The organism is Planococcus massiliensis, assembly GCF_000821325.1.
Lineage (GTDB): Bacteria > Bacillota > Bacilli > Bacillales_A > Planococcaceae > Planococcus > Planococcus ruber.
The window spans coordinates 1,988,504-2,012,481 of sequence record NZ_CCXS01000001.1 but is presented as its reverse complement, the minus strand read 5'-3'; the positions used below and the strand labels follow the sequence as shown (position 1 = coordinate 2,012,481).

General features: G+C 46.0%; 19 protein-coding genes and 1 other annotated feature. Of the genes, 13 read left to right on the top strand and 6 right to left on the bottom strand.

Going from position 1 to position 23,978, the window contains the following annotated elements:
• The first annotated feature begins 16 nt into the window (after window positions 1–16).
• The 6 genes from hemC (at window position 17) to BN1080_RS09850 (ending at window position 8,506) form a co-directional block, all read left to right on the top strand.
• Complete coding sequence (gene hemC / locus BN1080_RS09875) at window positions 17–946, top strand: hydroxymethylbilane synthase (protein ID WP_052651893.1); 930 nt, start codon at window positions 17–19, stop codon at window positions 944–946.
• Window positions 939–1,658: a uroporphyrinogen-III synthase gene (locus BN1080_RS09870; protein ID WP_052651892.1), complete on the top strand. Its 720-nt coding sequence runs from the start codon at window positions 939–941 to the stop codon at window positions 1,656–1,658. Before hemC ends, BN1080_RS09870 begins: the two co-directional genes overlap by 8 nt.
• Window positions 1,639–2,619: a porphobilinogen synthase gene (hemB, locus tag BN1080_RS09865; RefSeq protein ID WP_052651891.1), complete on the top strand. Its 981-nt coding sequence runs from the start codon at window positions 1,639–1,641 to the stop codon at window positions 2,617–2,619. Before BN1080_RS09870 ends, hemB begins: the two co-directional genes overlap by 20 nt.
• Window positions 2,620–3,906, top strand: a complete 1,287-nt coding sequence (gene hemL / locus BN1080_RS09860) for a glutamate-1-semialdehyde 2,1-aminomutase (RefSeq protein ID WP_052651890.1) — start codon at window positions 2,620–2,622, stop codon at window positions 3,904–3,906.
• A gap of 187 nt (window positions 3,907–4,093) precedes the next feature.
• Entirely contained in the window at window positions 4,094–5,143 is a 1,050-nt protein-coding gene (locus BN1080_RS09855) for an AbrB family transcriptional regulator (protein ID WP_052651889.1), read from the top strand.
• A 22-nt stretch (window positions 5,144–5,165) separates the two neighbouring features.
• Window positions 5,166–5,386: a binding site (T-box leader), on the top strand.
• A 483-nt stretch (window positions 5,387–5,869) separates the two neighbouring features.
• Window positions 5,870–8,506, top strand: a complete 2,637-nt coding sequence (locus BN1080_RS09850; RefSeq protein ID WP_052651888.1) for a valine--tRNA ligase — start codon at window positions 5,870–5,872, stop codon at window positions 8,504–8,506.
• Between the two features lie 585 nt (window positions 8,507–9,091).
• On the opposite strand, the gene BN1080_RS09840 is transcribed toward BN1080_RS09850, so the two are convergent.
• The 3 genes from BN1080_RS09840 to BN1080_RS09830 all read right to left on the bottom strand — a co-directional run bounded on the left by BN1080_RS09840 (window position 9,092) and on the right by BN1080_RS09830 (window position 11,958).
• The gene (locus BN1080_RS09840; protein ID WP_052651886.1) at window positions 9,092–10,183 is read right to left on the bottom strand and encodes an NAD(P)-dependent alcohol dehydrogenase; all 1,092 of its coding nucleotides are present in this window, start codon (window positions 10,181–10,183) and stop codon (window positions 9,092–9,094) included.
• Between the two features lie 135 nt (window positions 10,184–10,318).
• Window positions 10,319–11,098 (bottom strand): ATP-grasp domain-containing protein, encoded by a 780-nt coding sequence (locus BN1080_RS09835; protein WP_052651885.1) that lies wholly within the window; start codon window positions 11,096–11,098, stop codon window positions 10,319–10,321.
• Window positions 11,095–11,958 (bottom strand): ATP-grasp domain-containing protein, encoded by an 864-nt coding sequence (locus BN1080_RS09830; protein ID WP_052651884.1) that lies wholly within the window; start codon window positions 11,956–11,958, stop codon window positions 11,095–11,097. The genes BN1080_RS09835 and BN1080_RS09830 overlap by 4 nt, the downstream gene beginning before the upstream one ends.
• 73 nt (window positions 11,959–12,031) lie before the next feature.
• Between BN1080_RS09830 and BN1080_RS09825 the strand changes: the two genes are divergently transcribed.
• Together BN1080_RS09825 and BN1080_RS09820 are read left to right on the top strand one after the other, a co-directional pair.
• On the top strand, window positions 12,032–13,228 hold the full coding sequence (locus BN1080_RS09825; protein ID WP_052651883.1) for a bifunctional folylpolyglutamate synthase/dihydrofolate synthase: 1,197 nt from the start codon (window positions 12,032–12,034) through the stop codon (window positions 13,226–13,228).
• A 45-nt stretch (window positions 13,229–13,273) separates the two neighbouring features.
• Window positions 13,274–14,977: a sensor domain-containing diguanylate cyclase gene (locus tag BN1080_RS09820; protein WP_052651882.1), complete on the top strand. Its 1,704-nt coding sequence runs from the start codon at window positions 13,274–13,276 to the stop codon at window positions 14,975–14,977.
• 40 nt (window positions 14,978–15,017) lie between these two features.
• On the opposite strand, the gene BN1080_RS09815 is transcribed toward BN1080_RS09820, so the two are convergent.
• From BN1080_RS09815 to BN1080_RS09805, 3 genes are read right to left on the bottom strand one after another with little or no spacing between them, the layout of a single operon-like run.
• Window positions 15,018–16,817, bottom strand: coding sequence for a hypothetical protein (locus tag BN1080_RS09815; RefSeq protein ID WP_052651881.1), 1,800 nt, complete (start codon window positions 16,815–16,817; stop codon window positions 15,018–15,020).
• A 46-nt stretch (window positions 16,818–16,863) separates the two neighbouring features.
• Complete coding sequence (locus BN1080_RS09810; RefSeq protein ID WP_052651880.1) at window positions 16,864–17,403, bottom strand: PulJ/GspJ family protein; 540 nt, start codon at window positions 17,401–17,403, stop codon at window positions 16,864–16,866.
• Window positions 17,390–17,806 (bottom strand): prepilin-type N-terminal cleavage/methylation domain-containing protein, encoded by a 417-nt coding sequence (locus BN1080_RS09805; protein WP_052651879.1) that lies wholly within the window; start codon window positions 17,804–17,806, stop codon window positions 17,390–17,392. Before BN1080_RS09805 ends, BN1080_RS09810 begins: the two co-directional genes overlap by 14 nt.
• Window positions 17,807–18,147: 341 nt before the next feature.
• On the opposite strand from BN1080_RS09805, the gene BN1080_RS09800 reads away from it, so the two are divergent.
• From BN1080_RS09800 to BN1080_RS09780, 5 genes are read left to right on the top strand one after another with little or no spacing between them, the layout of a single operon-like run.
• Window positions 18,148–18,537 (top strand): hypothetical protein, encoded by a 390-nt coding sequence (locus BN1080_RS09800; protein ID WP_052651878.1) that lies wholly within the window; start codon window positions 18,148–18,150, stop codon window positions 18,535–18,537.
• A gap of 1 nt (window position 18,538) precedes the next feature.
• Complete coding sequence (locus BN1080_RS09795; RefSeq protein ID WP_052651877.1) at window positions 18,539–20,026, top strand: VanW family protein; 1,488 nt, start codon at window positions 18,539–18,541, stop codon at window positions 20,024–20,026.
• 21 nt (window positions 20,027–20,047) lie between these two features.
• The gene (locus BN1080_RS09790) at window positions 20,048–21,706 is read left to right on the top strand and encodes a GspE/PulE family protein (protein WP_199876607.1); all 1,659 of its coding nucleotides are present in this window, start codon (window positions 20,048–20,050) and stop codon (window positions 21,704–21,706) included.
• 2 nt (window positions 21,707–21,708) lie between these two features.
• Entirely contained in the window at window positions 21,709–22,749 is a 1,041-nt protein-coding gene (locus BN1080_RS09785; protein ID WP_052651876.1) for a type IV pilus twitching motility protein PilT, read from the top strand.
• 3 nt (window positions 22,750–22,752) lie between these two features.
• Entirely contained in the window at window positions 22,753–23,964 is a 1,212-nt protein-coding gene (locus tag BN1080_RS09780; RefSeq protein ID WP_052651875.1) for a type II secretion system F family protein, read from the top strand.
• Window positions 23,965–23,978 lie beyond the last annotated feature (14 nt).

Below are 23,978 nucleotides of genomic sequence, written 5' to 3'. Positions count from 1 at the left end.
GAAGGGTAGGATTCAAATGAGAAAAATTATTGTAGGTTCAAGAAGAAGTAAACTTGCGTTGACCCAAACGAATCAGTTTATTGAAAAATTAAAAGCGGCAGGTGCGCCGTTTGAATTTGAAATAAAAGAAATCGTAACAAAAGGCGACCGGATTCTTGATGTGACGCTTTCGAAAGTTGGAGGCAAAGGCTTGTTCGTCAAAGAAATTGAACAGGCGCTTTACAATAAAGAAATCGACTTTGCAGTCCACAGCATGAAAGATATGCCGTCGGTTCTTCCGGAAGGCTTTGTCATTGGGTGTGTGCCGGAACGTGAAGATCCGCGTGATGCGTTCATTTCAAACGATCATGTGAAATTGATGGACCTTCCAATTGGGGCCGTTGTCGGGACAAGCAGCTTACGCCGCAGCTCACAGTTGCTGCTTCTGCGCCCGGACCTTGATATCCAGTGGATCCGCGGAAACATTGATACCCGCCTTGCGAAATTGCGCTCTGGCGACTTTGATGCGATTTTACTGGCTGCTGCCGGTCTGAAGCGCATGGGCTGGAAAGAAGACATCGTGACGGAATTCCTGGAAGTCGATGAATGCCTTCCGGCGATCGGCCAAGGAGCACTAGGCATTGAATGCCGCGGAGAAGATACCGAATTGCTTGCGGAACTGGCAAAATTGAATGACGAGAACACGGCGCTTGCAGTTCATGCAGAACGCAAATTCTTACGAGATATGGATGGCAGCTGCCAAGTGCCGATTGCGGGCTATGCAACCGTTTCTGAAGGCGAAGTTTCGTTTACCGGTTTGATTTCGTCGCCGGACGCTGAACAAGTGTTCAAAGAAACAGCTGTCAGCCGTGATCCGATCGAAGTAGGCCGTACTGTAGCTGAAAAAATCAGTGCGCAAGGCGGCTATGACTTGATCCAAAAAGTAAAAGCTGAGAGCAATGTCTGAGAATATACAGCGTTTAAAGGGTGAGACCATTGTTTTCACCGGTTCTAGAAAGCCGGAAGAAGCAGTCTCGAGAGTAGAGGAATTGGGCGGCAAAGCATTGTATTTGCCGCTCATTGAGACGTCCATCCGCCAAAGCGAAATCCCTTCGGTCGAGCAATACGATTGGCTGATTTTCACAAGTGCGACGAGTGCAGAGGCTTTCTGCCAACTGCACGTTTCCACTCGTGCAAAAATCGCTGCGGTCGGGGAAAAGACGGCGGAAACCTTGGAGCAGCATGGCTACCAGGTGGATTTTATTCCTTCTATCTATAGTGCAGATGTCTTTATAAAAGAATTTCCCGCATTTGCCGGCAGTGATGTGAAATGCCTGTTTGTGAAAGGGACGCTTGCGAAGAGTACGATTGCTTCGATGCCGCTTCAAATCGATGAATGGACAATTTATGAAACTTCCCTTAAAATCGGCAATGCACATACATTGATGAATATGAAAGAACTGATTGTGATATTTGCCAGCCCTTCCGCAGTCTCGGCTTACCGGGAAGCTGGAGGGGATTGGTCAGGCATCCGAACGGCGGCCATTGGCCACATTACGGAAAATGCCATTAAACAGAATGGCGGACGGGTCGATTACCGCCCGAAAAAGTATACGTATTTAGAAGTGATCAACGAAATAGCGAAAGGGAGTTGCAAGAATGACAGAATTGAATTTTAGACGCCATCGCCGTTTGCGCGGATCGGCTAACATCCGTTCCATGGTGCGCGAAACAAGCGTACAGAAAGAAGATTTTATTTACCCGATTTTTGTCGTAGAAGGCGAGAATGTGAAAGAGGAAATCTCATCAATGCCGGGCGTATTCCATTTTTCATTGGATAGACTAGGCGAAGAATTGGACGAAGTGGTTTCTTTAGGAATTCCTTCCGTCATTTTGTTCGGTGTGCCGAATGAAAAAGACGCTGTCGGATCTCAAGCTTACCACGACCACGGCATCACGCAGGAAGCGATCCGTTTTGCAAAAGACCGCCATCCGGATTTAGTGGTCATTGCTGATACATGCCTTTGCCAATATACCGACCACGGCCATTGCGGCGTGATCGAAAATGGCGTGATCTTGAACGACGAATCGCTTGATTTGCTTGCCCGTACAGCAGTGTCTCAAGCGAAAGCGGGAGCTGACATTATTGCCCCGTCAAACATGATGGACGGTTTTGTCGCAGCGATCCGCTACGGTTTGGACCAGGCTGGTTTTGAAAACACGCCGATTATGTCATACGGCGTGAAATATTCTTCCGCTTATTACGGCCCGTTCCGTGAAGCGGCGCATTCAACTCCGCAGTTCGGCGACCGCAAAACCTATCAAATGGATCCGGCGAACCGCCTGGAAGCTTTGCGTGAAGCAGGATCAGACATCGAAGAAGGTGCGGATTTCATGATCGTGAAACCGGCTCTTTCTTATTTGGATATCATCCGTGAAGTGCGCGACAACTTTGATGTGCCCATCGTTGCCTATAACGTCAGCGGCGAGTACGCAATGGTCAAGGCAGCAGCGCTGAACGGCTGGGTCGATGAAAAGCAGATCGTTTTGGAAACGTTGCTCAGCATGAAACGCGCTGGAGCGGATATCTTGATGACGTATCATGCAAAAGATGCGGCACGCTGGCTGGAGGAGAAATAAATGGGATACGAAAATTCGATTGCAGCATTTAACGAAGCGAAAAATTTAATGCCGGGCGGCGTCAACAGCCCGGTGCGTGCGTTTAAATCAGTCAATATGGATCCGATTTTCATGGCTTCCGGCAGCGGTGCGACGATTACGGACATCGACGGCAATACGTATATTGACTATGTGTTGTCTTGGGGTCCGCTGATTTTGGGCCATACACATCCGGAAGTTGTGAAAGCGATTCAGGCGACGGCCATGTCCGGCACAAGTTTCGGTGCGCCGACTTTGCTTGAGAACGAACTTGCAAAACTAGTCATGGACCGTGTGCCGTCGATTGAAATGGTGCGCATGGTTTCTTCAGGAACGGAAGCGACGATGAGTGCACTTCGCGTAGCGCGCGGCTATACGGGACGCAATAAAATCTTGAAATTCGAAGGCTGCTACCATGGCCATGGCGATAGCCTGTTAATCAAAGCAGGTTCAGGCGTCGCGACGCTTGGCCTTCCGGATTCACCGGGAGTGCCGGCATCGATTGCGCAAAACACCATCACGGTTCCTTATAACGATTTGGAAAGCGTGAGACACGCATTCCGCGAATTCGGCGACGATCTTGCGGCTGTCATTGTTGAGCCGGTTGCCGGCAATATGGGCGTCGTTCCTCCGAAAGACGGTTTCTTGCAGGAACTTCGCAATTTGACGACGGAAAATGGCACGATCCTGATTTTCGATGAAGTCATGACAGGATTCCGCGTCGGCTATAACTGCGCCCAAGGTTATTTCGGCGTAACGCCGGACATGACGTGCCTCGGCAAAGTTATCGGCGGCGGGCTTCCGGTCGGTGCATTCGGAGGCAAACGCGAAATCATGGAACAAGTGGCGCCAAGCGGTTCCATCTACCAAGCAGGGACACTTTCAGGCAACCCGCTTGCGATGACAGCTGGCTATGAAACTTTAAGCCGTTTAAATGAAGCAAGCTATGAAACGTTCATTGAACGCGGTGACCAGCTGGAAGCCGGTTTCCGTGCGGCTGCTGAGAAATACAACATCCCGCATACCGTTAACCGTGCGGGTTCGATGATCGGCTTCTTCTTCACGAATGAAGACGTCGTTGATTTTGAATCAGCGAAAACATCCGATACGGCATTATTTGCCGACTACTACCGTTTGATGGCGGAAGAAGGCATTTTCCTGCCGCCGTCCCAGTTTGAAGGCATGTTCCTATCAACTGCCCATACAGAAGACCACATCGCAAAAACTGTGGAAGCTTTCCACAACGTATTTGCCAAATTAGCACGTTAAGAAGAAAAGAGAAGAGCGGCCGGATTTTGATAAATCCGCCGCTCTTTTTTGTGGAATAAAATAGGGTGAGTGTCCAAAGAATCTGAGTATATGCTCATAGAACGCGGAAAACTGCTCATAAACTCCATAGCGCTTCTCTTTTAGTGTAGAATGGACAGTAGCTTAAGTAGTGAAAGTAGGAAATTTAGTGAGACCGTTTATTTTAACTGCGTTGATCGCGATTGCTTCAGGGGCTTTATTTGAAGCTGTCGGCATGTTTTTGCCTTGGCTGCTCGGACCGATGTTCGTGCTCTTGATCTTAAATCAATTTACAAAACTGAAATTTTACTGGCCAAAATTTTTGAAAGTGGCGGGCCTCGTGCTTCTCGGCGTCCAAATCGGTTCGTCGTTTTCACGGGAAGCGGTGTTTTTGATGTGGTTTGATTTGCCGTTCATGGCCTTTCTGACACTTTCCGTTGTCGCGCTTTCTTTGCTTCTCGGCCTGCTTTTCCGCAAGATGGCGAATGAAACCTTGGCGACGAGCCTGCTTGGTTCCATGCCAGGCGGCTTATCGCAAATGGTTGTCATTTCGGAAGACGTCAAGTCCGCGAATGTTACCGTCGTAACGATGATGCAGACGTTCCGTATCCTATTGGTCGTCACGATTGTGCCGTTTTTGACAGTGTTTTTAAATGGACGGGAAGCGGGCGAAATCCTCTCGCAGGAATTTTCGTTCGCACCGGGCCATTTCTTTTTGGCGATTGCTGCGGGCATCCTGATTTACTTCGGCATGAAAAAAATCGGATTCCCGGCAGCGGAAGTGCTCGCACCCATTCTGACGATGGCGGGCATGCAGACGATCACGGGGGAAGTGCTCGTTGAAATGCCGTATTGGCTGATTGCCATGGCGCAAATTTTCATCGGGGCAAACTTGGGCCTTCAAATGGAGCAGGTTCGTGAAAAGATGAACATCCGCCTGGGTGCAGCCATTGTGGTGAACAATGTGCTGCTGATCGTTTTCTCAACTGTCATCGCGTTCCTGTTGACGAGCTGGCTTCCAGGGTATCTGTTCCTCGACTTCTTCTTGAGTGCAGCGCCAGGGGGCATGGCGGAAATGGCGATTACAGCGCTTGATGCTGGAGCGGACGTGGCGCTCATTACGAGTTTTCATTTATTCCGCCTGTTCTTTATCCTGCTCGTCGCATCTCCGATTGTGGCCGTTATCGTGAAAAAGCTTGACGCTAAAAGCGCAAATTGAGTACAATGGATTCAAGTAAATAATTAATGTGTTGATGAGGATAGTAAAATGTGCGTGCATTTCAGAGAGAAGGCCGAGTGGTGAAAGGCTTTCATGAACAAGCATTTGAATGTCACCTCGGAGCAGTTTCCGTGAAATTGGAGTAGCGGGGACCGGATGTGAAATCCGTTATCGAACTTGAGAGCCAGGTTTTTTTAACTTGCGCATAAAGGTGGTACCGCGAACAACTCCTTCGTCCTTTTCAGACGAAGGGGTTTTTTTGTTTTCTAAAGGAGTGGAAGGATATTACGCAAAGCAGCTCTACTTTTCTGCGAAAGCATTCATTGCTTTACTGCATAACTTACTACCATATGTTGAAATAAATAGTTTTACAAAATGATATTCCGCAAAACAGCTACGCTTTCCGCGGGCTCGCGCTAAGCTAACTCAGGCTATACGCCCGAGTGGATCTCAGCACTTCGCTGGTCCCGCAGGAGTCTCCGCTGTTTTGCTCCATATCAAGGCATCCCTTAGCGCCGGCGCGTCCAGGGGCTAGGCGGAGCAATAAGACGAGTGCTCTTCTCGGCTTATTGTGTGAGCCATGCCCAAAGCGCCGAAGCGATTTGTAACAGCTAATACTTTAGTTCAACATATGTGGTCATGAAAGTTAATAATTCTTTCATTATTAGTTATGAAAACAACGCGCCACGCTCAAGTCCGTACTTTATTTTAAAAGGAGGAATTTCAATGACTGAACAAATGCCGACAAAGTATGATCCGCAAGGGATTGAAAAAGGCCGCTACGAGTGGTGGATCGACAACAAATTTTTTGAAGCGAAACCGGAAAGCGGCAAAACGCCATACACGATTGTGATTCCGCCGCCGAACGTTACGGGGAAATTGCACCTTGGGCACGCATGGGACACAACGCTGCAGGATATCATGACGCGCATGAAACGCATGCAGGGGTATGATGCATTATGGCTGCCGGGGATGGACCACGCCGGAATTGCGACGCAGGCGAAAGTGGAAGGGAAATTGCGTGAAGAAGGCAAATCCCGCTACGACCTTGGACGCGAGAAATTCCTGGAAGAATCATGGAAATGGAAAGAAGAATACGCTGGCCATATCCGTGAACAATGGTCGAAACTCGGCCTCGGGCTTGACTATTCCCGCGAGCGTTTCACGTTGGATGAAGGTTTGTCGGATGCAGTTAAAGAAGTATTCGTTAAATTGTATGAGAAAAAACTCATCTACCGCGGCAAATACATCATCAACTGGGACCCGGCGACGAAAACCGCCATTTCCGATATCGAAGTTATCTACAAAGATGTGCAAGGCGCGTTCTACCATATGCGCTATCCACTCGCTGACGGCAACGGGCATATCGAAATCGCGACAACGCGTCCGGAAACGATGCTTGGCGATACAGCGGTCGCGGTTCACCCGAAAGATGAGCGCTACCAGCACTTGATCGGCAAGAAAATCATTCTTCCGATTGTTGGGCGCGAAATGGAAATCGTTGCGGACGATTACGTGGATATGGAATTCGGAAGCGGTGCGGTGAAAATTACGCCTGCTCACGACCCGAATGACTTTGAAATCGGCAATCGCCACAATCTTGAGCGCGTCTTGATCATGCACGAAGACGGCACGATGAACGAAAACGCCGGCAAATACGAAGGGCTCGACCGCTTCGAATGCCGCAAGCAAATTGTCAAAGACCTGCAGGATATGGATGTTTTATTCAAAATTGAAGAGCATATGCATTCGGTTGGACATTCGGAGCGCAGCGGTGCCGTAGTTGAGCCGTATCTATCGACGCAATGGTTCGTAGATATGAAGCCATTGGCACAAAAATCGGTGGATCTTCAAAAAGGCGAAGAAGGCGTAAACTTTGTGCCGGACCGTTTTGAAAAGACGTACCTTCACTGGATGGAAAACATCCGCGACTGGTGCATTTCCCGTCAATTGTGGTGGGGCCATCAAATTCCCGCCTGGTATCATAACGAAACCGGTGAAATTTACGTAGGCATGGACGCACCAGCGGACGCTGAAAACTGGACGCAGGACGAAGACGTTTTGGATACCTGGTTCTCATCTGCCTTGTGGCCGTTCTCTACGCTTGGCTGGCCGGATGCAGACAATGAAGAACTGAAACGCTACTACCCGACAGACGCACTTGTAACCGGCTATGACATCATCAACTTCTGGGTTTCGCGCATGATTTTCCAAGCGCTTGAATTCACGGAAGAAAAACCGTTTAAAGACGTATTGATTCACGGCCTCGTTCGTGATGCGGAAGGGCGAAAAATGTCGAAATCGCTTGGCAACGGGGTAGATCCGATGGACGTCATTGCCGAATACGGCGCGGATTCGCTTCGCTACTTCCTGGCAACGGCTTCAAGCCCAGGGCAGGATCTCCGCTTCTCGATGGAAAAAGTGGAATCGGTTTGGAACTTTGCGAATAAAATCTGGAATGCTTCCCGTTTCGCATTGATGAATATGGAAGGCATGACGTATGAGGAAATTGATCTTTCCGGCAAACGGTCAGTCGCCGATTCATGGATCTTGACTCGCTTGAATGAAACCATTGAACAAGTGACGCATCTTGCAGAACGTTATGAATTCGGTGAAGTGGGCCGTTCGCTTTACAACTTCATCTGGGATGATTTCTGTGACTGGTATATCGAGATGGCGAAATTGCCATTGTACGGGGAAGACGAAGAAGCGAAGCGGATGACGCGTTCGGTTCTTGCATATGTACTCGACAACACAATGCGCCTGTTGCATCCATTCATGCCGTTCATTACGGAAGAAATCTGGCAGAACTTGCCGCATCAAGGCGAATCGATCACGATTGCTGCTTGGCCGGTTGTGGATGAATCCTTGTCCGAAGAAAGCCAGTCAACGAACATGAAATTATTGATGGACATCATCACCGCTGTTCGCACAATCCGTGCAGAAGTGCAGTCGCCGATGAGCAAGAAAGTGCCATTGACGATTTCGGCTAAAGACGAAAATACGCATAATGTCTTGACGACGAATGCAGCGTACATCGAGCGTTTCTGCAACCCGGAAACCTTGACGATCGGCCAAAACATCGCAGCACCGGAAAAATCAATGTCCGCTGTGGTATCTGGCGCAGAACTCTTCATGCCGCTTGAAGGCTTGATCGACGTTGACGCTGAACTTGCGCGCCTTCAAAAGGAACTTGAGAAATGGGCGAAAGAAGTGAAACTCGTTCAAGGCAAATTGTCGAACGAACGCTTCGTTTCCAAAGCACCGGAAACGGTAGTGGCAGAAGAACGCAAAAAAGAAGCCGACTACTTGGAGAAGCACGCAACTGTTGAAAAACGCATGGAAGAATTAAAAAATCTGTAATAGCTAAAAGCCGGCCATTCTCGAATCTGAGGGTGGCCGGCTTTTTTGAGTTTTATTGACACTACTCGGCTCTTTATCGACACTAAATCACTTTCTATCGACAACTGATCCAATCCGAGCAAATAAAAAAAGCCTGTAAGCAACAAGTTTTCATCAAAAACGGAAGTGAGGGGTGCTTAGTTAGCCATCCACACCCGATTTCCATGTGCTATTGACACTATTTGACTCTTTATCGACACTACCCGAGTTTCTTTCGACACTCATCGGAGTTCTATTGACACTATGGGAGTTTCTTCTGACACTAATCGAGTTTCAACTTCAATTGTGTCGGCCTTACCCAGAAAAGCAAAATAAAAAAGCCCGCTTTATCAGCGAACTTCCATCACACGAGAAAAGGGGCATCTTTCTCCAATTTCTGAAGATGCTGCATCAACAATTCCACAATATTCTCTTCATGCGTTTAATAATACAGCCATGCGCCAATTTTGAAACTAAAGAAGAGGGGAGCAATGGCGATGAATGAGCTGCAGCCGAATTCCATATAAAATTAAAACGCTCCCGAAATGCATTTCAGGAGCGTTTTTATTACTCAGCAATTTTAACAATCGGCTTGATGGTCGAACCGTTTTTCGAATCCTCGAAAGCTTCGTTGATCTGTTTAAAATCATATACTTTCGTCAGTTTGTCAAACGGGAACAGGCCGCGCTTGAAATAATTCACGAGCTGCGGAATGAATACTTGCGGGATCGAGTCGCCTTCGATTACGCCCATCACGGTTTTCCCTTCTGCCATGATGTCGTTGTGGACATCAAAAGTCATTTCTGGCGTCACTCCGACGATTGCACAAGCACCGAGTGGGCGAAGCGAATGGATGGCTTGTTTAACGACCGGAGGAACACCGGTCGTCTCTACTGCATAATGCAGGCCGCCGCCCGTAATTGCCTTGATCTCTTGAACGACATCCACATTTTTGCCGTTCAGTATGTGAGTGGCGCCAAGTTCCTTCGCCAACTCCAGCCGGTTGTCGTGGATATCGACTGCGATGATATTGAGGCAGCCGGCAATTTTCGCGGCCATGATGGCACTCAATCCGACGGCACCGCTGCCAAACACAGCAATAGAAGAGCCGAATTCCGGCTTCAAGCGGTTCAATACCGTCCCGGCTCCTGTCTGAATTCCGCATCCAAGCGGCCCGAGCAGGGTCAAATCCACTTCTTTGTCGACTTTGACGACATTCCGCTCATTGGTCACTGCGAACGTACCGAACGACGACTGCCCGAAAAACGTTGAAACCGCATGGTCATGATGGTGAATCCGGTTTGTGCCGTCCTGCATCTTTCCGCCAAAGTTCAAATCGTTAAAATTTAGGCATACCGTCGGATGGCCGTTCAGGCAATTCTCGCAATGGCCGCAATAGGCAAACGACAAAACGACATGGTCACCGGCCTCAATCGTCGTAACCGCTGACCCGACTTTTTCCACAATGCCCGCTCCTTCATGGCCGAGCACCGCCGGAAAAGGCGATAAACCCAAATCCCGGGCAACGGCATCTGTGTGGCAAACGCCAGTCGCCACGATTTTCACCAATACTTCATGGTCTTTCGGTTCGCCAAGTTCCACTTCTTCAAATGTAAAATCTTCACCCAACCCGTGCGTCACTGCTGCTTGAATTTTCATCGAATCCCTCCTGGCATTTTTTGTCCACTTAGTAAGATACCCGCTTTCATTACAGAATAGTCATTCTGTAGGACAATCAACTCCGTCCCTGCAATTTCCCCTGTCCCATAAAAAAAGTCCGCAAGCAGCGGACTTTCATAGCGGGCGGAAAGGGGCATCTTTCTCCAATTTCTGAAGATGCTGCACCAATAACTCGGCAATATTCTCATCATGCGTTTCATAAAACGAACGGGCACCGACAGGATCTTCGATTTCATTGAATACATGCCGTCCGTCTGGCAATAAAAGAAAATCAACGCCGATGTAATCGCTTTTCAATGCACGGGCAATTTTTAATACGTCCTGTTCCTGCGCCGCAGTAAGGATGTATTTCTCCGCTTTGCCGCCGAGCGAATAATTCGCTTTGAACGAATCCGCAGAACTCCGCTCCACGGCACCAACTACTTCGTCTCCAATGACATAAGCGCGGACATCCGCTCCATGTTCAATAACGGGCTGGAAAATCGAAGCTTCAGCGGGAATTTCATCCGCCGAGTGAACCAATTCTACGCCAGTGCCGCCGTGGCCGTCCGCTGTTTTCGCCACACACGGAAATTCTATCGCTTCCCGGTAAGTTGGAATGACGGGCACTCCCATTAATTGCATGAACTGATACGACTGCCACTTGTCATTGGCGATCCGGTTCACTTCGGCGCGGTTGACCAAGCGAATTTTTTGGTCCTCCAAGAACCGTGCAGCAGAAGGGCGGCGGACCCTGAACAGAACGAGCGAACCTTCAAGCTTTTCGGCAAGCTCACCCAATCCTTCATTCGACCAATCGTCCCAGCACACGAGCTCAAAACTGCCGAACTTCTGCAGCTCATCGATAAATCCTTTATTGCGCTGAGCATCCGCTGTTTCGTATAAAAGAATCATTTCAAGTCCTCCAATATGAATGTGATCATGGCATCCGCGACATTGATGCCCGTGACATTCAAGATATTGCGGATATGGGCAGCGGCATTCACTTCACACACGAGCGGCTGTTCCTGTTCATCAAACAGCAAATCGACGCCGGCAAAAACTGCACCGACAGCATTGGCTGCCTCCAGTGCAACTTTCCGCTGCGCTTCGGTCAAGTCAACCGGAGAAGCGGTGCCGCCGTTCGTGATGTTCGCCCGGAAATCCGTTACGGAGTGGCGGTACATTGCGGCGACGATTTCACCGCCGACCACATTCACGCGAATGTCGCGTCCGCGGCTCGATGCAATAAATTCCTGAAAGACGAAATCGATGCCGCGAAGCGATTCCACTTTTTCGTAAAACTCCGCTTCCGTTTCGATTAGATAGACTTTCATGCCAAAGGAGCCGTGGCCTTCTTTGATGATCATCGGCAGTTTCAAGGCATCGATTACGCGTTCGAAATAACCGGATTCCAGAATCGAGAAATTCGGATAGACTTTCGGTGCGACGATGGTCCGCGGCATCGGGAGGCCATTCGCCGCCAGTTGGATATACTGCTTCGCTTTATTGTCGCAAAGGTCGATGATCGCCGGGTCGTTATAGACAGGCACACCACGGCTTTTCAGGAAATAGCCAAGCAGAATGTCTTTGTCGAGGAGCACCGCAAAATCCGGAAGATCGGATGGGAGAGAGAGGTCCATCATCGCCTCGTAATTTTTCATGATTGTGGCGGATACACCTGCGCGTTCCGCCGCATCGGCTGTTAAGCGGGCTTGGTCAGCGAATTTATCGGAGACCAGACTTCCGTTATAAATTACCCAACATGTTGTCATTTCCAGTTCTCCTTCATGGTATAATTAATCTTAAAAAAAGTGTATCACGTTTAACGGAGAAAGAAGGGTAAAAATGATAAATGGACTCGATACCTACAAGAAGAAATGGAACATCCAGACAGAAGCTGCTATCAAACCCGGCCTGCATGCCATCACAGCTGCCTTAAAAGAATTAGGCAATCCCCATCAAAAAGGAACATTCATACATATTGCCGGCACAAACGGCAAAGGCTCGACTGCCACTTTCCTGGCAAGCATCCTGCGTGAGCACGGGTTATCGGTCGGCAATTTCTTCTCTCCGGAAATTGAAGACCTCCATGACCAAATCCAGATCAACGGTGAGCCGATTCCAGAAGAAGAAATGGACCGCACGATGAACCGGCTCGCATCTCTCCGGACGCCGCTGACGGATTTCGAATTGTTGACGGCTGCAGCATTCCTGATATTCAGTGAACATCCGCTTGACGCCGTGATTATCGAAGCAGGGATGGGCGGACGCTTCGACAGTACGAATGTCATCGATCCATTCCTTTCAATCATTCCGTCTATTTCGATGGAACATACGGCTTTTCTCGGCGATACACTGGAAGAAATTGCTTGGCATAAAGCTGGGATTATCAAAAAGTGGAAACCCGTTGTTGTCGGCAATCTCCCAGAAGCCGCAATGGCAGTAGTAAATGAAAACGCTGACAAACTCCATTCCGAAGTCATCAAAGCTAAAGAGCCGATTACGGTAGAATTAAAACTGAAAGGGGAGCATCAAATCCGAAACGCCCAACTCGCAGTGGAGGCAGCGAAGGAAATACTGCTGTTGACATTCGAACCAGAAAAAGCGAATGCCGGGCTATCGAAAGCAAGCATTCCTTTTCGCTTCGAAGAACTTTATCCGGGATTGGTTTTGGATGCTGCGCATAATGTTGAAAGCGTTGAAGCGCTGATCCAAACGGTGAAAGAACAATTTCCGACAAAAGAAATTCACTTTGTGGTAGGAATTTTAAAAGATAAGAACTATAAAGAAATCTTGCGAAAACTGGAAGCGATCAGCGATCGGTTCACGTTTATCTCGTTCGAAAGCGAGCGTGCATTGGAAGCTAATACTTTATTTGAAGAAAGTAGAAGTAAAATAAAGACAATTCAAAATCAATATGATATATTACCTGTACAAGGTATAAACGTCATGACAATAGTCACGGGTTCAATGAATTTATTGTCAATTCTACGGAATGATAAATTTAAGGTATTTGCTAACTATAAAAGCGCCGCCCGCTAAGGGTTTAGCCTTAATTCGCGCAAAATCAGCTAGGGAGAAGATGCTATGCCGAATTCAAACAACAGAAGAACAGTTCTTTGGGCATTGTGGCTATTGATCGTTCTGCCTGGATTTTATTTGATCATCCATTATTTCCCGCCTCCGGAAATTGATCCATGGAACCTTTTTGCCTTCATCTTATTTTTCGTATTGATGTGTTTAATGCCCATGAATATCAACGGAGCATCGACTTTTCTCGTTCAATGGGTGACCGTCGCTGTATTCTTGAAATATGGCATTGTCGTAGAATTGTTCATTTCCCAGCTGACGATGCTGGTGGTGCTGTTCAGAAGCCGGACAGATGAACCGCAATCCCTTCGCATCCCGTTCAATTCGATCATGTTTTTCCTGATTTCCTGTTTAGCGGGTATGGCATTTATCTTGGCCGGCGGGGAAATTGGATCGGTCAATCTTGTCCATATCATCGTGTTCGGTTTAATTTTCCAAATCGTTTCAGTTGTTGCCAATCAAGTGATTTTTTACATTTACGATCAAATTACCGGCACGCCGAATAAATTCTTTTCCATTGACGCCATCTGGGATTTTGCGCTGACGTTGTGCGTGTTCCCTTACGCTATTGCCCTTTATATTACAGAAGCTTATATCGGCAGTGCGGCTCTCGTGCTGCTCGGCATTCCGTTCTTCATCATGACAGCGGTCATGAAAATGTACAACAGCTCGGAACAAGTCAACATCGATTTGAAAAAAGCAGGGGAGATCGGCCATCAGCTGGCTGCCCGGCTGTCATCGGACGAAGTGCTCGACCAATTCGTTCTTCAAGTAGCAGATATGTTCAAAAGCGATTACGCCTATGTCATCGACTACCGTGGCGGCGAATTGATCATGCTGCGGATGTTTGAAAATAATGAATTCATCAAATTGGACATACCGGCAGTCCGCTACAATAAAGGCATTGCCGGAAATGTCATCGTCACAAACACACCGGTCGTCTACGAGAAAAAGAGCCAGTGGAATGAAATTGTCACCGGTTATATCCCAGTGGATGCGGAAAGCATCATGTGTACACCGGTCGCCCGCAACAATAAAATTGAAGGCGTGCTCGTGCTCGCTTCGAAGAAAAAATATGCGTACGTCAGCCACCAGCTGCAGATTCTCGATATCTTGAGTACGTATTTCGCCGTATCGCTTGAAAAAGCGGGCTACGTCCAAAAAGCGATCGCGAAAAGCGAGCGCTGCGGCTTAACGAAATTATACAATTACCGTTATTTAGATGAAGCACTTGAAAAATGCATGAACAAAGTCAAATCCGGCGAGCTCGAAAAACTGTCGCTCGTCATGATGGACATCGACCACTTCAAGAGCATCAACGATACGTATGGCCACCAAAGCGGCAACGATATCCTGATCGAACTCGCACGGCTGTTGGAAGCGGAAGTGGGGGAGGAAGGCACCGTCGCCCGCTACGGCGGCGAAGAATTCGTCGTGCTCTTCCCGAATTACGGCAAAGACCTGTCGATGTTATTTGCAGAATCTTTGCGCAAGAAAATCGAAAAGCATCCATTCCGGATCAAAACCGATCTAGGTGCGGACCGGAGCATCCAAGACGTCCATATCACGCTTAGCATCGGTGTCTCCACTGCACCGGACGACAGCGACGAACCGAATGCACTGATCCGCAATGCGGACCGGGCGTTGTATATTGGAGCGAAGCAGGCGGGGCGGAATAAAGTAGCGGCTTATGTGAAATAGAAAAGAGTGGAACTCCTAAAACTCAGGAGTTCCACTCTTTTTAGTAGCTGCGGTCTTTTTCGAGAGGCGGGTCAACTTTGTAGATGACCGGCTCTTGCTGTTTTAAATCGGAATAGGTGGAGATGATTTCTGAATCGTAAATAACCTGTAAGCGAGAATCTCTAGTTTGCTGTCCATTTACATTTTCAAAATAATCAGCTCTATTTGGAATTTGATAAGATCCCGTGAAGAAAGTATCTTTTGCTCGGCCGCGAATTGCATTTAATACAATTTTTCTGGCAGAAATTCCACCATCAATCTTAATATTCGACCCTACTCCAAACATCTCAAAATCTTGTTCCGTATAAAAGAATCCCTTGATGTAACTCGGTGCATCTTGGTTGACCGAGTTGTTGGAAATTTTAATATTTCCTTTGGAAAGAATAATCAGGGAGCCTCTTTTGCCGGAACTAAGGCTTTTTCCATTGATCCGAGAGTATTCAATCGTTACGCTTCCATTAACGTATAGGAGTACGTTGCTAAGTAAATCGGCACCTTTAATAGTAACATTCCCATTAACATAGATTGGGCCATCTAATGTAATAGCCGAATAATTACTAACATTTTCAGAAGTGCTATTATTTCCGATCAAAAGATTCCCGTTTACATACATACCACTTTCAAATGTTGAATTTGTATCTAGAAAAGTTGCGCTTCCGTTTGTTGAGACTTGTTTGAATTTATTGGTGCCTTTAAAAGTGAATGTTCCGCTATCGTCATAGTAATTAACATAATCATATTTACTACAGAACCACCACCAACCATCGACACATACTCTCTCGCTATATGTATAGCTAAGGAATACTTTTGAAGAAGGCTTGTTTATTCCGTTTATCGTTTTGCTGCTTCCAGCATCTAAGTTTTCGACACCAGCACTTGTACGGCTATATTCAAAATTTGCTTTTTGAGTTGTAATACCGATCGGACTTCTAACTGGCTCCCTAGAAACCAAATCTGGAGCGAATCCAGGCCGAAACAAATCGTCAATATTGCTCTTTTCTGAATAACCATTAGAAGTAAAGTTGGTTAATGCAATATGGCTTGAATAAGTAGGGCTATGAGTAAAGAAATAAGCGTTCTTGCCAAGAAATAACCGAGAAGAATCCGTACCAGGAAGAGGAATAGCTGAAGGCGCTAGACTCGGAATCCATCGATCGCCGCCCAATTGAGCATAACCATTCGAGCTGGTTACGATGTTCCCGTCCACTTTCACATCTCCTGTAATATCCACTCCGCCATGCATCAGCAAATTTCCTTCTCCCGGTTGAAAACCATCTGAACTGTCAATATTGGTGCCAACGGCATATCTTAAAGCTTCAGGGGCAGTTTCAGCTCCAATTTCAATTTTGCTGACCAGCTCTCTATTGGATTTGCCTGAAGTTCCAATACTTTTAAAAGTAACCAATTTCTTTAATGGGTTTACTTCATTTTCTTCCGTAATGCTATCAACGTAGGATTCAATGCAAACTTTATAAGAACCGGTTGTAGATATGGTAGCTGCAGAATTAGTTGCTGTACATCTGTATTTATCCAAAATTCTTTCAAGCTGAAATAGAAAGTCGGTTCTTGGGACCCCATTGGCACCTAGATATTTGGTAAGATCATCATTTATTTGGGTCGTCATAAGATCAATGCCTTTTTGAGATAAATCTGCGGATTGTGTAATATCTTCTCGAACTTCATTTTTATTTCCACCATTAAAAGTGAACATCATCAGGGTAGCACCTAAAATACTAAACACAACTAATATCAACAATGTAACAAGTAAAGCGTAACCTTTCTGCTGTTTCAAGTATTTCATCAATGACGCCCCCTACCAGTTAAATGAATTCCATTTTGCATGACCATTATAGTTTATCCTCAATTATTGAAATAGTATTTTTAAAATCCATTTGGTGGGTTCTTCCTTTTACAGTAGTTTCAAGTGTGAATTTGATAGTGAATTCAACGCCATCTCTGGTATTGATATTGGCGATATTTGAAAGGTTGCTTGAAGAGGTGCATGGTACGGGAACAAATTTCACATTTGCATTATTAAATCTTACTGGCTGGCCCCGTACAATTACTTCTTTATTCAATACGCCTGTTTTGTATGAAGAGCCGTTGCTTTTAGTTACGCTTACTTCTGAATTTACAAATCCATTTGTGCAAGAGTTGACTAATTTTGCCTCTGTTTTTTTCATCACATAGAAATCTGAAATGTAATTCGCCATGATTAGATCGGCTTCATCCCGAAGTTCGGTTTCAACTTTGACCCGGTTGTAATTGTTATACCCCTGGAAAAGAATTGAATACGCTAAAGTACCGATAATACTCATGATCACTAATGTAGCTAAAACTTCGACTAAAGTAATGCCATTTTCATTATTAGGTTTAAGGCTTGACATAAGGCAAATATCCTTCCACAGTACTGGATAAATTTGAACTTGGAGACTTAGCAGTCACGGAGACATTATAAATAGATAAATTTAATTCCGAAGTGTTTTGAGTAAAATCAATGCTTATCAAATAATTCTTCCCATTAATGGTTTCTGTACGGGTAAAGTCTACACCGCTCTTTAATGTAGTAGGGGGGAATGCATAACCAGTATTTTTAAAATAAAGAACAGGATCTGATTTCAAGCGTTCCAAGTTTGCATCCGCTAGATTAATGATTACTAATTTTTCGCTATTGGTGACCGCTAGTTTATTCGTAGTTCCAAAAAGAGCCATAAATCCCATTAGAACAATAGAAATTAATACAACTGCTGCTAATACTTCTACTAAAGTTAACCCTTTTTCATTCTTCATAAAGCACCTCGTCTATCTAATGGAAAAATATAATTGGAACTAAATACCTATTTCAAAGATTTTTTTTTGCTTCTACAGATATATATAACACTTTTCCCTTCGCTAATCTATATTATGGGACTTTATTTTGCAATAAAAATATTTTCGTCTAGGAGGCAAGAACTACTTTCATCTGTAACAATTATCTTGTATGATAACAAGTGATTAGTAGTAAACTCAACCTAAGCGCTTTACTTCATTTTACATTTTATCAGGTGAATAGCGAGTTTTAGTAGAATAATCATTGTTTTGTCGATTTAAAATCAATTTCAATTTTTTTCAACTTATACAGGAGGTTCGTTATGGTTCGTATTTTAATTTTAATTATCTTTGCGGCAATTGTTTTTGCATTAGCTTATACCTTATTCAAGGCAATCCCGATGAAAAAGAAAATGACGATTTTAGTACGAGCGGTGACAGCGGCAGCAATCGGATTGATAATGCAAAATTACATGCCATTTTATATGTCGCTGCTTGCGATAGTGGCAATTTCTTTGATGGCGTCATTAATTTATATGAAGCAGTTAGAAAAAGCGCAATTGGAGAAGGTCAAACAGTCTGAAGAACGCCGGGCAGCTCGCCAGAAATTCCTTTCACGTCAAAGTAAAGTGAATTTGGTTAAGGATGATAATCAAGATCTTGCCAAAGCGTCTGGGATGGACAGCATGAATCCGAAGCGGAGGGAGTCGTAAGATGGACAATAAAGTTTTTGGGACTACATTTTTAGCGATTATCCTTTCAGCCTTTTTATTCTTCGGCGTTGCAAATGCAGGGGCTTTGGCTGTAGATAAATGGTTTTTTCCAGTCGAAAAATTTGGCGACAATACGTATATCGGTGCAACGGATGTTTCAAATATGGAAGTTACTGAAGCCAAACAACTATTTGCTGGCCGAGTGGAATCCTGGAAACAGTCTGCGCAGCTCATTGTCACGTACCAAGATGCAACTGCTAATTATCCATTGGACAACGCCCAGATCCTATTGGACGAAACAGTCCAACGTGCTCAAAGCGGTTCGCAAAACAATTTCGTGTTCGAATTATCGGATGCTACGACACAAACTTTTTTGGCGGAGCAGTTTCCTTCTGCGGTATTTTCCAATGAAGAAATTCAAAGCGTAACGACTAAATTAGAAGAAAGCCTCCATAACGGGCAAGCAGAAACCCGCATCACGATCAGTGATGACAATTTAAGTGTTGAACGCGAAGTCGTTTCTTCCGTTTCGTTCAACCATAATTTACAAAGCAAAGGCGCTCAAGCAGCATTGGCAGCGCTGGATGGTTTCCAAATAGCGCCGAATGCTCAATTCTCACTGATCGGCTTTTTGGAGGAACAAGGTCTTCAGCAAGTTTCGGATGAGGAGCTGACAGAAATTGCTTCGGCGATTTATGGAGTGGTGCTGCAATCTAATTTCATTATTGATGAACGAAGCATCGGCACGAAAATGCCTGCTGCTATTCCTTTAGGCCAGGAAGCGGCAATCAATCGAGCATTAAATGTCGATTTTGTATTTACGAATCCGAATTACAGCAGTTTTATCTTGAATATCGGAACAAACGGAGCGGCAATAGAAGCTTCAATGACCGGGTTGCCGTTTGTCTACTCGTATTCCGTTCAGATTGGTGAACAAGAAGAAGTAAAACCTCGTTTAATCAAACAATATAGTGCGTTCGTGTCGAATGGATCTACGGTGAAAGAACCTGGAGCGGATGGAGTCCGCTTGAATGTCAGCCGTTTGATTCTAGCTCAAGGAGAAGAGCTTGAAATTGAACCGATTTCAACCGATTTCTATCCGCCAACACACCGGATTGAAGTCTATCCTTTAACTTCAACAGAAGTGGTTCCAGAAGGTGGAGAAATTATAGATCCAGCTACTGGCGAAGTCACTACTCCAGGAAGCACTGATTCGACTCCAGGCGATACAGTAGATCCTTCTACAGGAACGGATGGAACGGGTTCATCTTCAGGGGATACAGGAATTGATGGATCCGGCTCTTCAACAGATGGCAGCCAAACTGGCGGCAATGGTGCGGCCAGTGGTTCTGAAAATAACAATAGTGGAACTGGGAACACGGGCAACAGTAATAACGCTGGTGGTTCAGAAAACAATAACTCGACTGGGGCGGGCAATAACGGCTCCGCACCAACTTACGATAAAGGCGGAAATATCATTAATCCTTAATAGCTTTGAGGGGGAGTAGACTTGGCAATCGTACGCAAAAGGCTAGGCGATATTTTAATTGAGCAAGGCTTGCTCACAGATGAAGATTTAAAAGAAACGTTAAAAGCAAAATCGGCTGACCAGAAATTAGGGGATGCTTTACTGCAGCGTGGTCTAGTAACCGAACAGCAATTGATCGAAACGCTCGAAGTTCAGCTCGGCATTCCGCACGTCACTTTGTTCCGCTATCCATTTGATCCAAATCTTTTCAATGTAGTGCCAAAGGAATTCGCAAAGCGCAATTTACTGGTGCCTTTAAAAACTGAAGGCGATAAATTATTTGTCGCGATGACAGATCCGATGGATTTTATTACAATCGACGATCTTCGCTTGACGACCGGCTTCCAAATTGAGCCGGCCATCGCTTCGAAAGATGATATCTTGAAGACAATTGCGAAATACTACGATGAAGAGTCGTACGATGAAATGCTTGGAGAAATGCCGCAAGTTACCCAGCAGCAACAAGAAGAACTAAGCGATCTGGATGCGCCGATTGTCCGGTTAGTAAACCAAATTCTTTCCAGCGCAGTGGCACAAAAAGCAAGTGATATCCATTTTGATCCGCAGGAAAGCCGGATTTTGGTCCGCTACCGCATTGACGGGGCGCTTCGTACGGTTCGGACATTGCCGAAACAGATGCAGGGAATGATTACTGCCCGCATCAAAATCTTAGCCAATCTGGATATTACAGAAAGCCGCATTCCGCAGGATGGACGGATTAAGTCGACTGTCGACTTCCGTCCGATCGATTTACGTGTTTCATCTCTGCCCACAGTTTACGGCGAAAAAGTGGTTATGCGGATTTTGGATTTAAGTAATAACTTAACAGATATTTCGAAGCTTGGTTTTAACCAGACAAATATGGAACGTTTTATGCAAGCAATCGAAAAACCGAACGGCATCATCCTAATATCCGGTCCGACAGGTTCAGGTAAATCTTCTACATTATATGCAGCGTTGAATAAATTGAATGCTGAAGAAGTAAACATCATTACCGTTGAAGATCCGGTTGAGTATCAATTGGAAGGCATCAACCAGATCCAAGTGAATACGAATGTCGGGTTGACTTTTGCCGCTGGGCTTCGTTCGATTCTTCGCCAAGATCCGGATATCGTCATGGTCGGGGAAATCCGGGATAAGGAAACAGCGGATATTTCGATCCGGGCTTCTTTGACCGGTCACTTAGTTTTAAGCACGATCCATACGAATGATTCAATCGCCTCCATTTCACGTTTGATGGATATGGGTGTAGAGCCGTTCCTAGTGACGGCTTCCTTAAATGCCGTTGTAGCCCAGCGTTTGATTCGGCGCGTATGCCGTGACTGCCGCGAAATCCAGCCGGCGACTATGCGTGAAAAAGAAATTTTTGAAAAACGCGGATTCGACATCGATATCATTGCAAGAGGAAGAGGTTGTTCCCAGTGCAATATGACGGGATATCGCGGACGGATGGCGATTCACGAAGTTTTAGTTGTAGATGAAGCCATTAAAGACGTGATTAACAGAGGCGGTACGGCAGCTGAAATCCGTGAAATTGCCAATAAAAACAAAACGATCTTTTTGATCGACGATGGCTTAATGAAAGTAAAGGAGGGCATGACAACGACAGAGGAAGTAATGCGCGTTGCCATGATTGACTAATTATGCCAAATGACTATATTAACAAAGTATTAACTGCTGCCCAGGAAAAAAATGTATCGGATATTCACATCACAGTCGGAATTCCACCGGTCTTTCGGATGCACGGAACGCTTCAGCGATTAGGGGAGGAAAGCATCACACCGGAACTTTCAAGAGAAATAGGAAAAGCATTAATTCCCGAGAAGCTATGGGACGTTTTTCTAGAAAAAGGCGAGATGGACTACTCCTACTCGTTACCTGGAGTTGCCAGATTCCGAGTCAACTCATTCCAGCAGCGTGGCTCGATTTCCCATGCATTCCGGATGATTCCGACCGGCGTTCCGACAATTGAAGATTTAAACATGCCGCCGACCTTAAAAAACTTGGCTGAAATCAACCAAGGGTTGATTTTGGTGACGGGGCCAACGGGATCTGGCAAGTCGACGACGCTTGCTGCAATGATCCGCCACATCAATGAAAAAATGAATAAGCATATCATAACGCTGGAAGATCCGATTGAATATTTGCATCAGCACGGGACGTCAATCATTGACCAACGGGAAGTCGGCTTTGACACCGGCAGTTTCGCAAATGGCTTGCGGGCGGCATTGCGCCAAGATCCAGACGTGATCTTAGTCGGAGAAATGCGTGACCTTGAAACCATTTCAACTGCCATCACAGCTGCCGAAACGGGCCACTTGGTCATGGCGACACTCCATACGTCGAGTGCCGCGTCAACGATTGAACGGATTATCGACGTCTTTCCGCCGGAACAGCAATCCCAAGTACGTACGCAACTTGGCGGTGTCTTAAAAGCGGTCATTGCACAGCGGTTGCTGCCGACTGCGGACAACAAAGGACGCGTCGCCGCTACGGAAATCATGATCAATAACACGGCCATCGCCAATTTGATCCGCACGGAAAAAGTGCATCAAATTCCGAACGTGATTTTGACGAACCGTTCTGCGGGCATGCATATGATGTTGACGACGATTCAAAACTTGCTTTCGCAAGGGAAAATCTCTCGCCAAACAGCACAGCCTTTCCTGGAAGGAGAGGAATAGAAAATGGCGCGTTTTAAATACGAAGGCCGTGACCGGAAGAAAATCCGTTCTGGGGTTGTAGTAGCTGCCAGCCGGCGTGACGCAGTCGAGCGGTTGCGTGACGAAGGCATCAAAGTGATCGATATCCGGGAAGTTCAAGCAACTGCCCTTCAAAAAGATATTGTGATCGGCAATCCGGTAAAACGAGATCAGTTTATCATGTTTCTTCGCCAGTTCTCGACGTTGATGAGAGCTGGCGTAACGATTGTTGATGCCGTACGCATCCTTTCAAAGCAAGTCGATTCCAAACCGCTGCGTAAAACATTAGTGGAAGTGGATGAAGAGCTGAGAAAAGGGAATACGCTATCGGATTCTTTGGCAAAATATCCAAAGATTTTTGAGCCGCTAACGATCAATTTGGTACGTGCAGGCGAGATGTCCGGGAATATCGATGAATCTCTTGACCGGTTAGCCACTCATTACGATAAAGCCTACCAAACGAGGCAAAAGGTAATTTCAGCTATGACGTATCCTGCGGTTGTAGGATTACTAGCCATAGGAGTTGTCATTTTCTTGTTGTCTTCAATCGTGCCGATGTTCGTCGATATGTTTGCGAGTTTTGGCGGCGAATTGCCATGGATTACGCAATTTGTTATGACTGCCAGTGACTTTGTCATCGGCTACTGGTATATTCTCGTGCTCATCGTAGTCTTGATAATTGCAATGTACTGGCTGATGAGAAAGAGCGAAGCGGGAAATATGTTTTTAGATAAAGTGGTTTTACGAGTGCCGATTTTCGGCAACATTATGAAGAAATCTGCTTTAGCAAGATTAACCAGAACTTTGAGCTCCTTGTTCTCAAGTTCAGTCCCAATCCTTCAAGCGATGACAATGACGGAGAAAGTAGTAGGGAACGCGGTCATGTCGAAAGTGCTCTTGTCCGCGAGAGACTCACTGGAACGAGGCGGCTCTCTAACTGAACCCATGAAAAATCACTGGGCATTTCCGCCGCTGATCCCCCATATGATTTCTATCGGAGAACAAACAGGTTCGCTCGACCATATGCTGGAAAAAGTGGCTGAGTTTTATGAGAAAGAAGTCGAGCAAGAAACGGACCGGTTAAAAGCATTGATCGAACCGTTGATGATTGTCTTCCTGGCACTACTTGTTGGGACTATAGTCCTTGCTATTATGATGCCGATGTTTGGTATGTTCGAAAACATAGACAATATGTAGGGACGAAAGTTCTT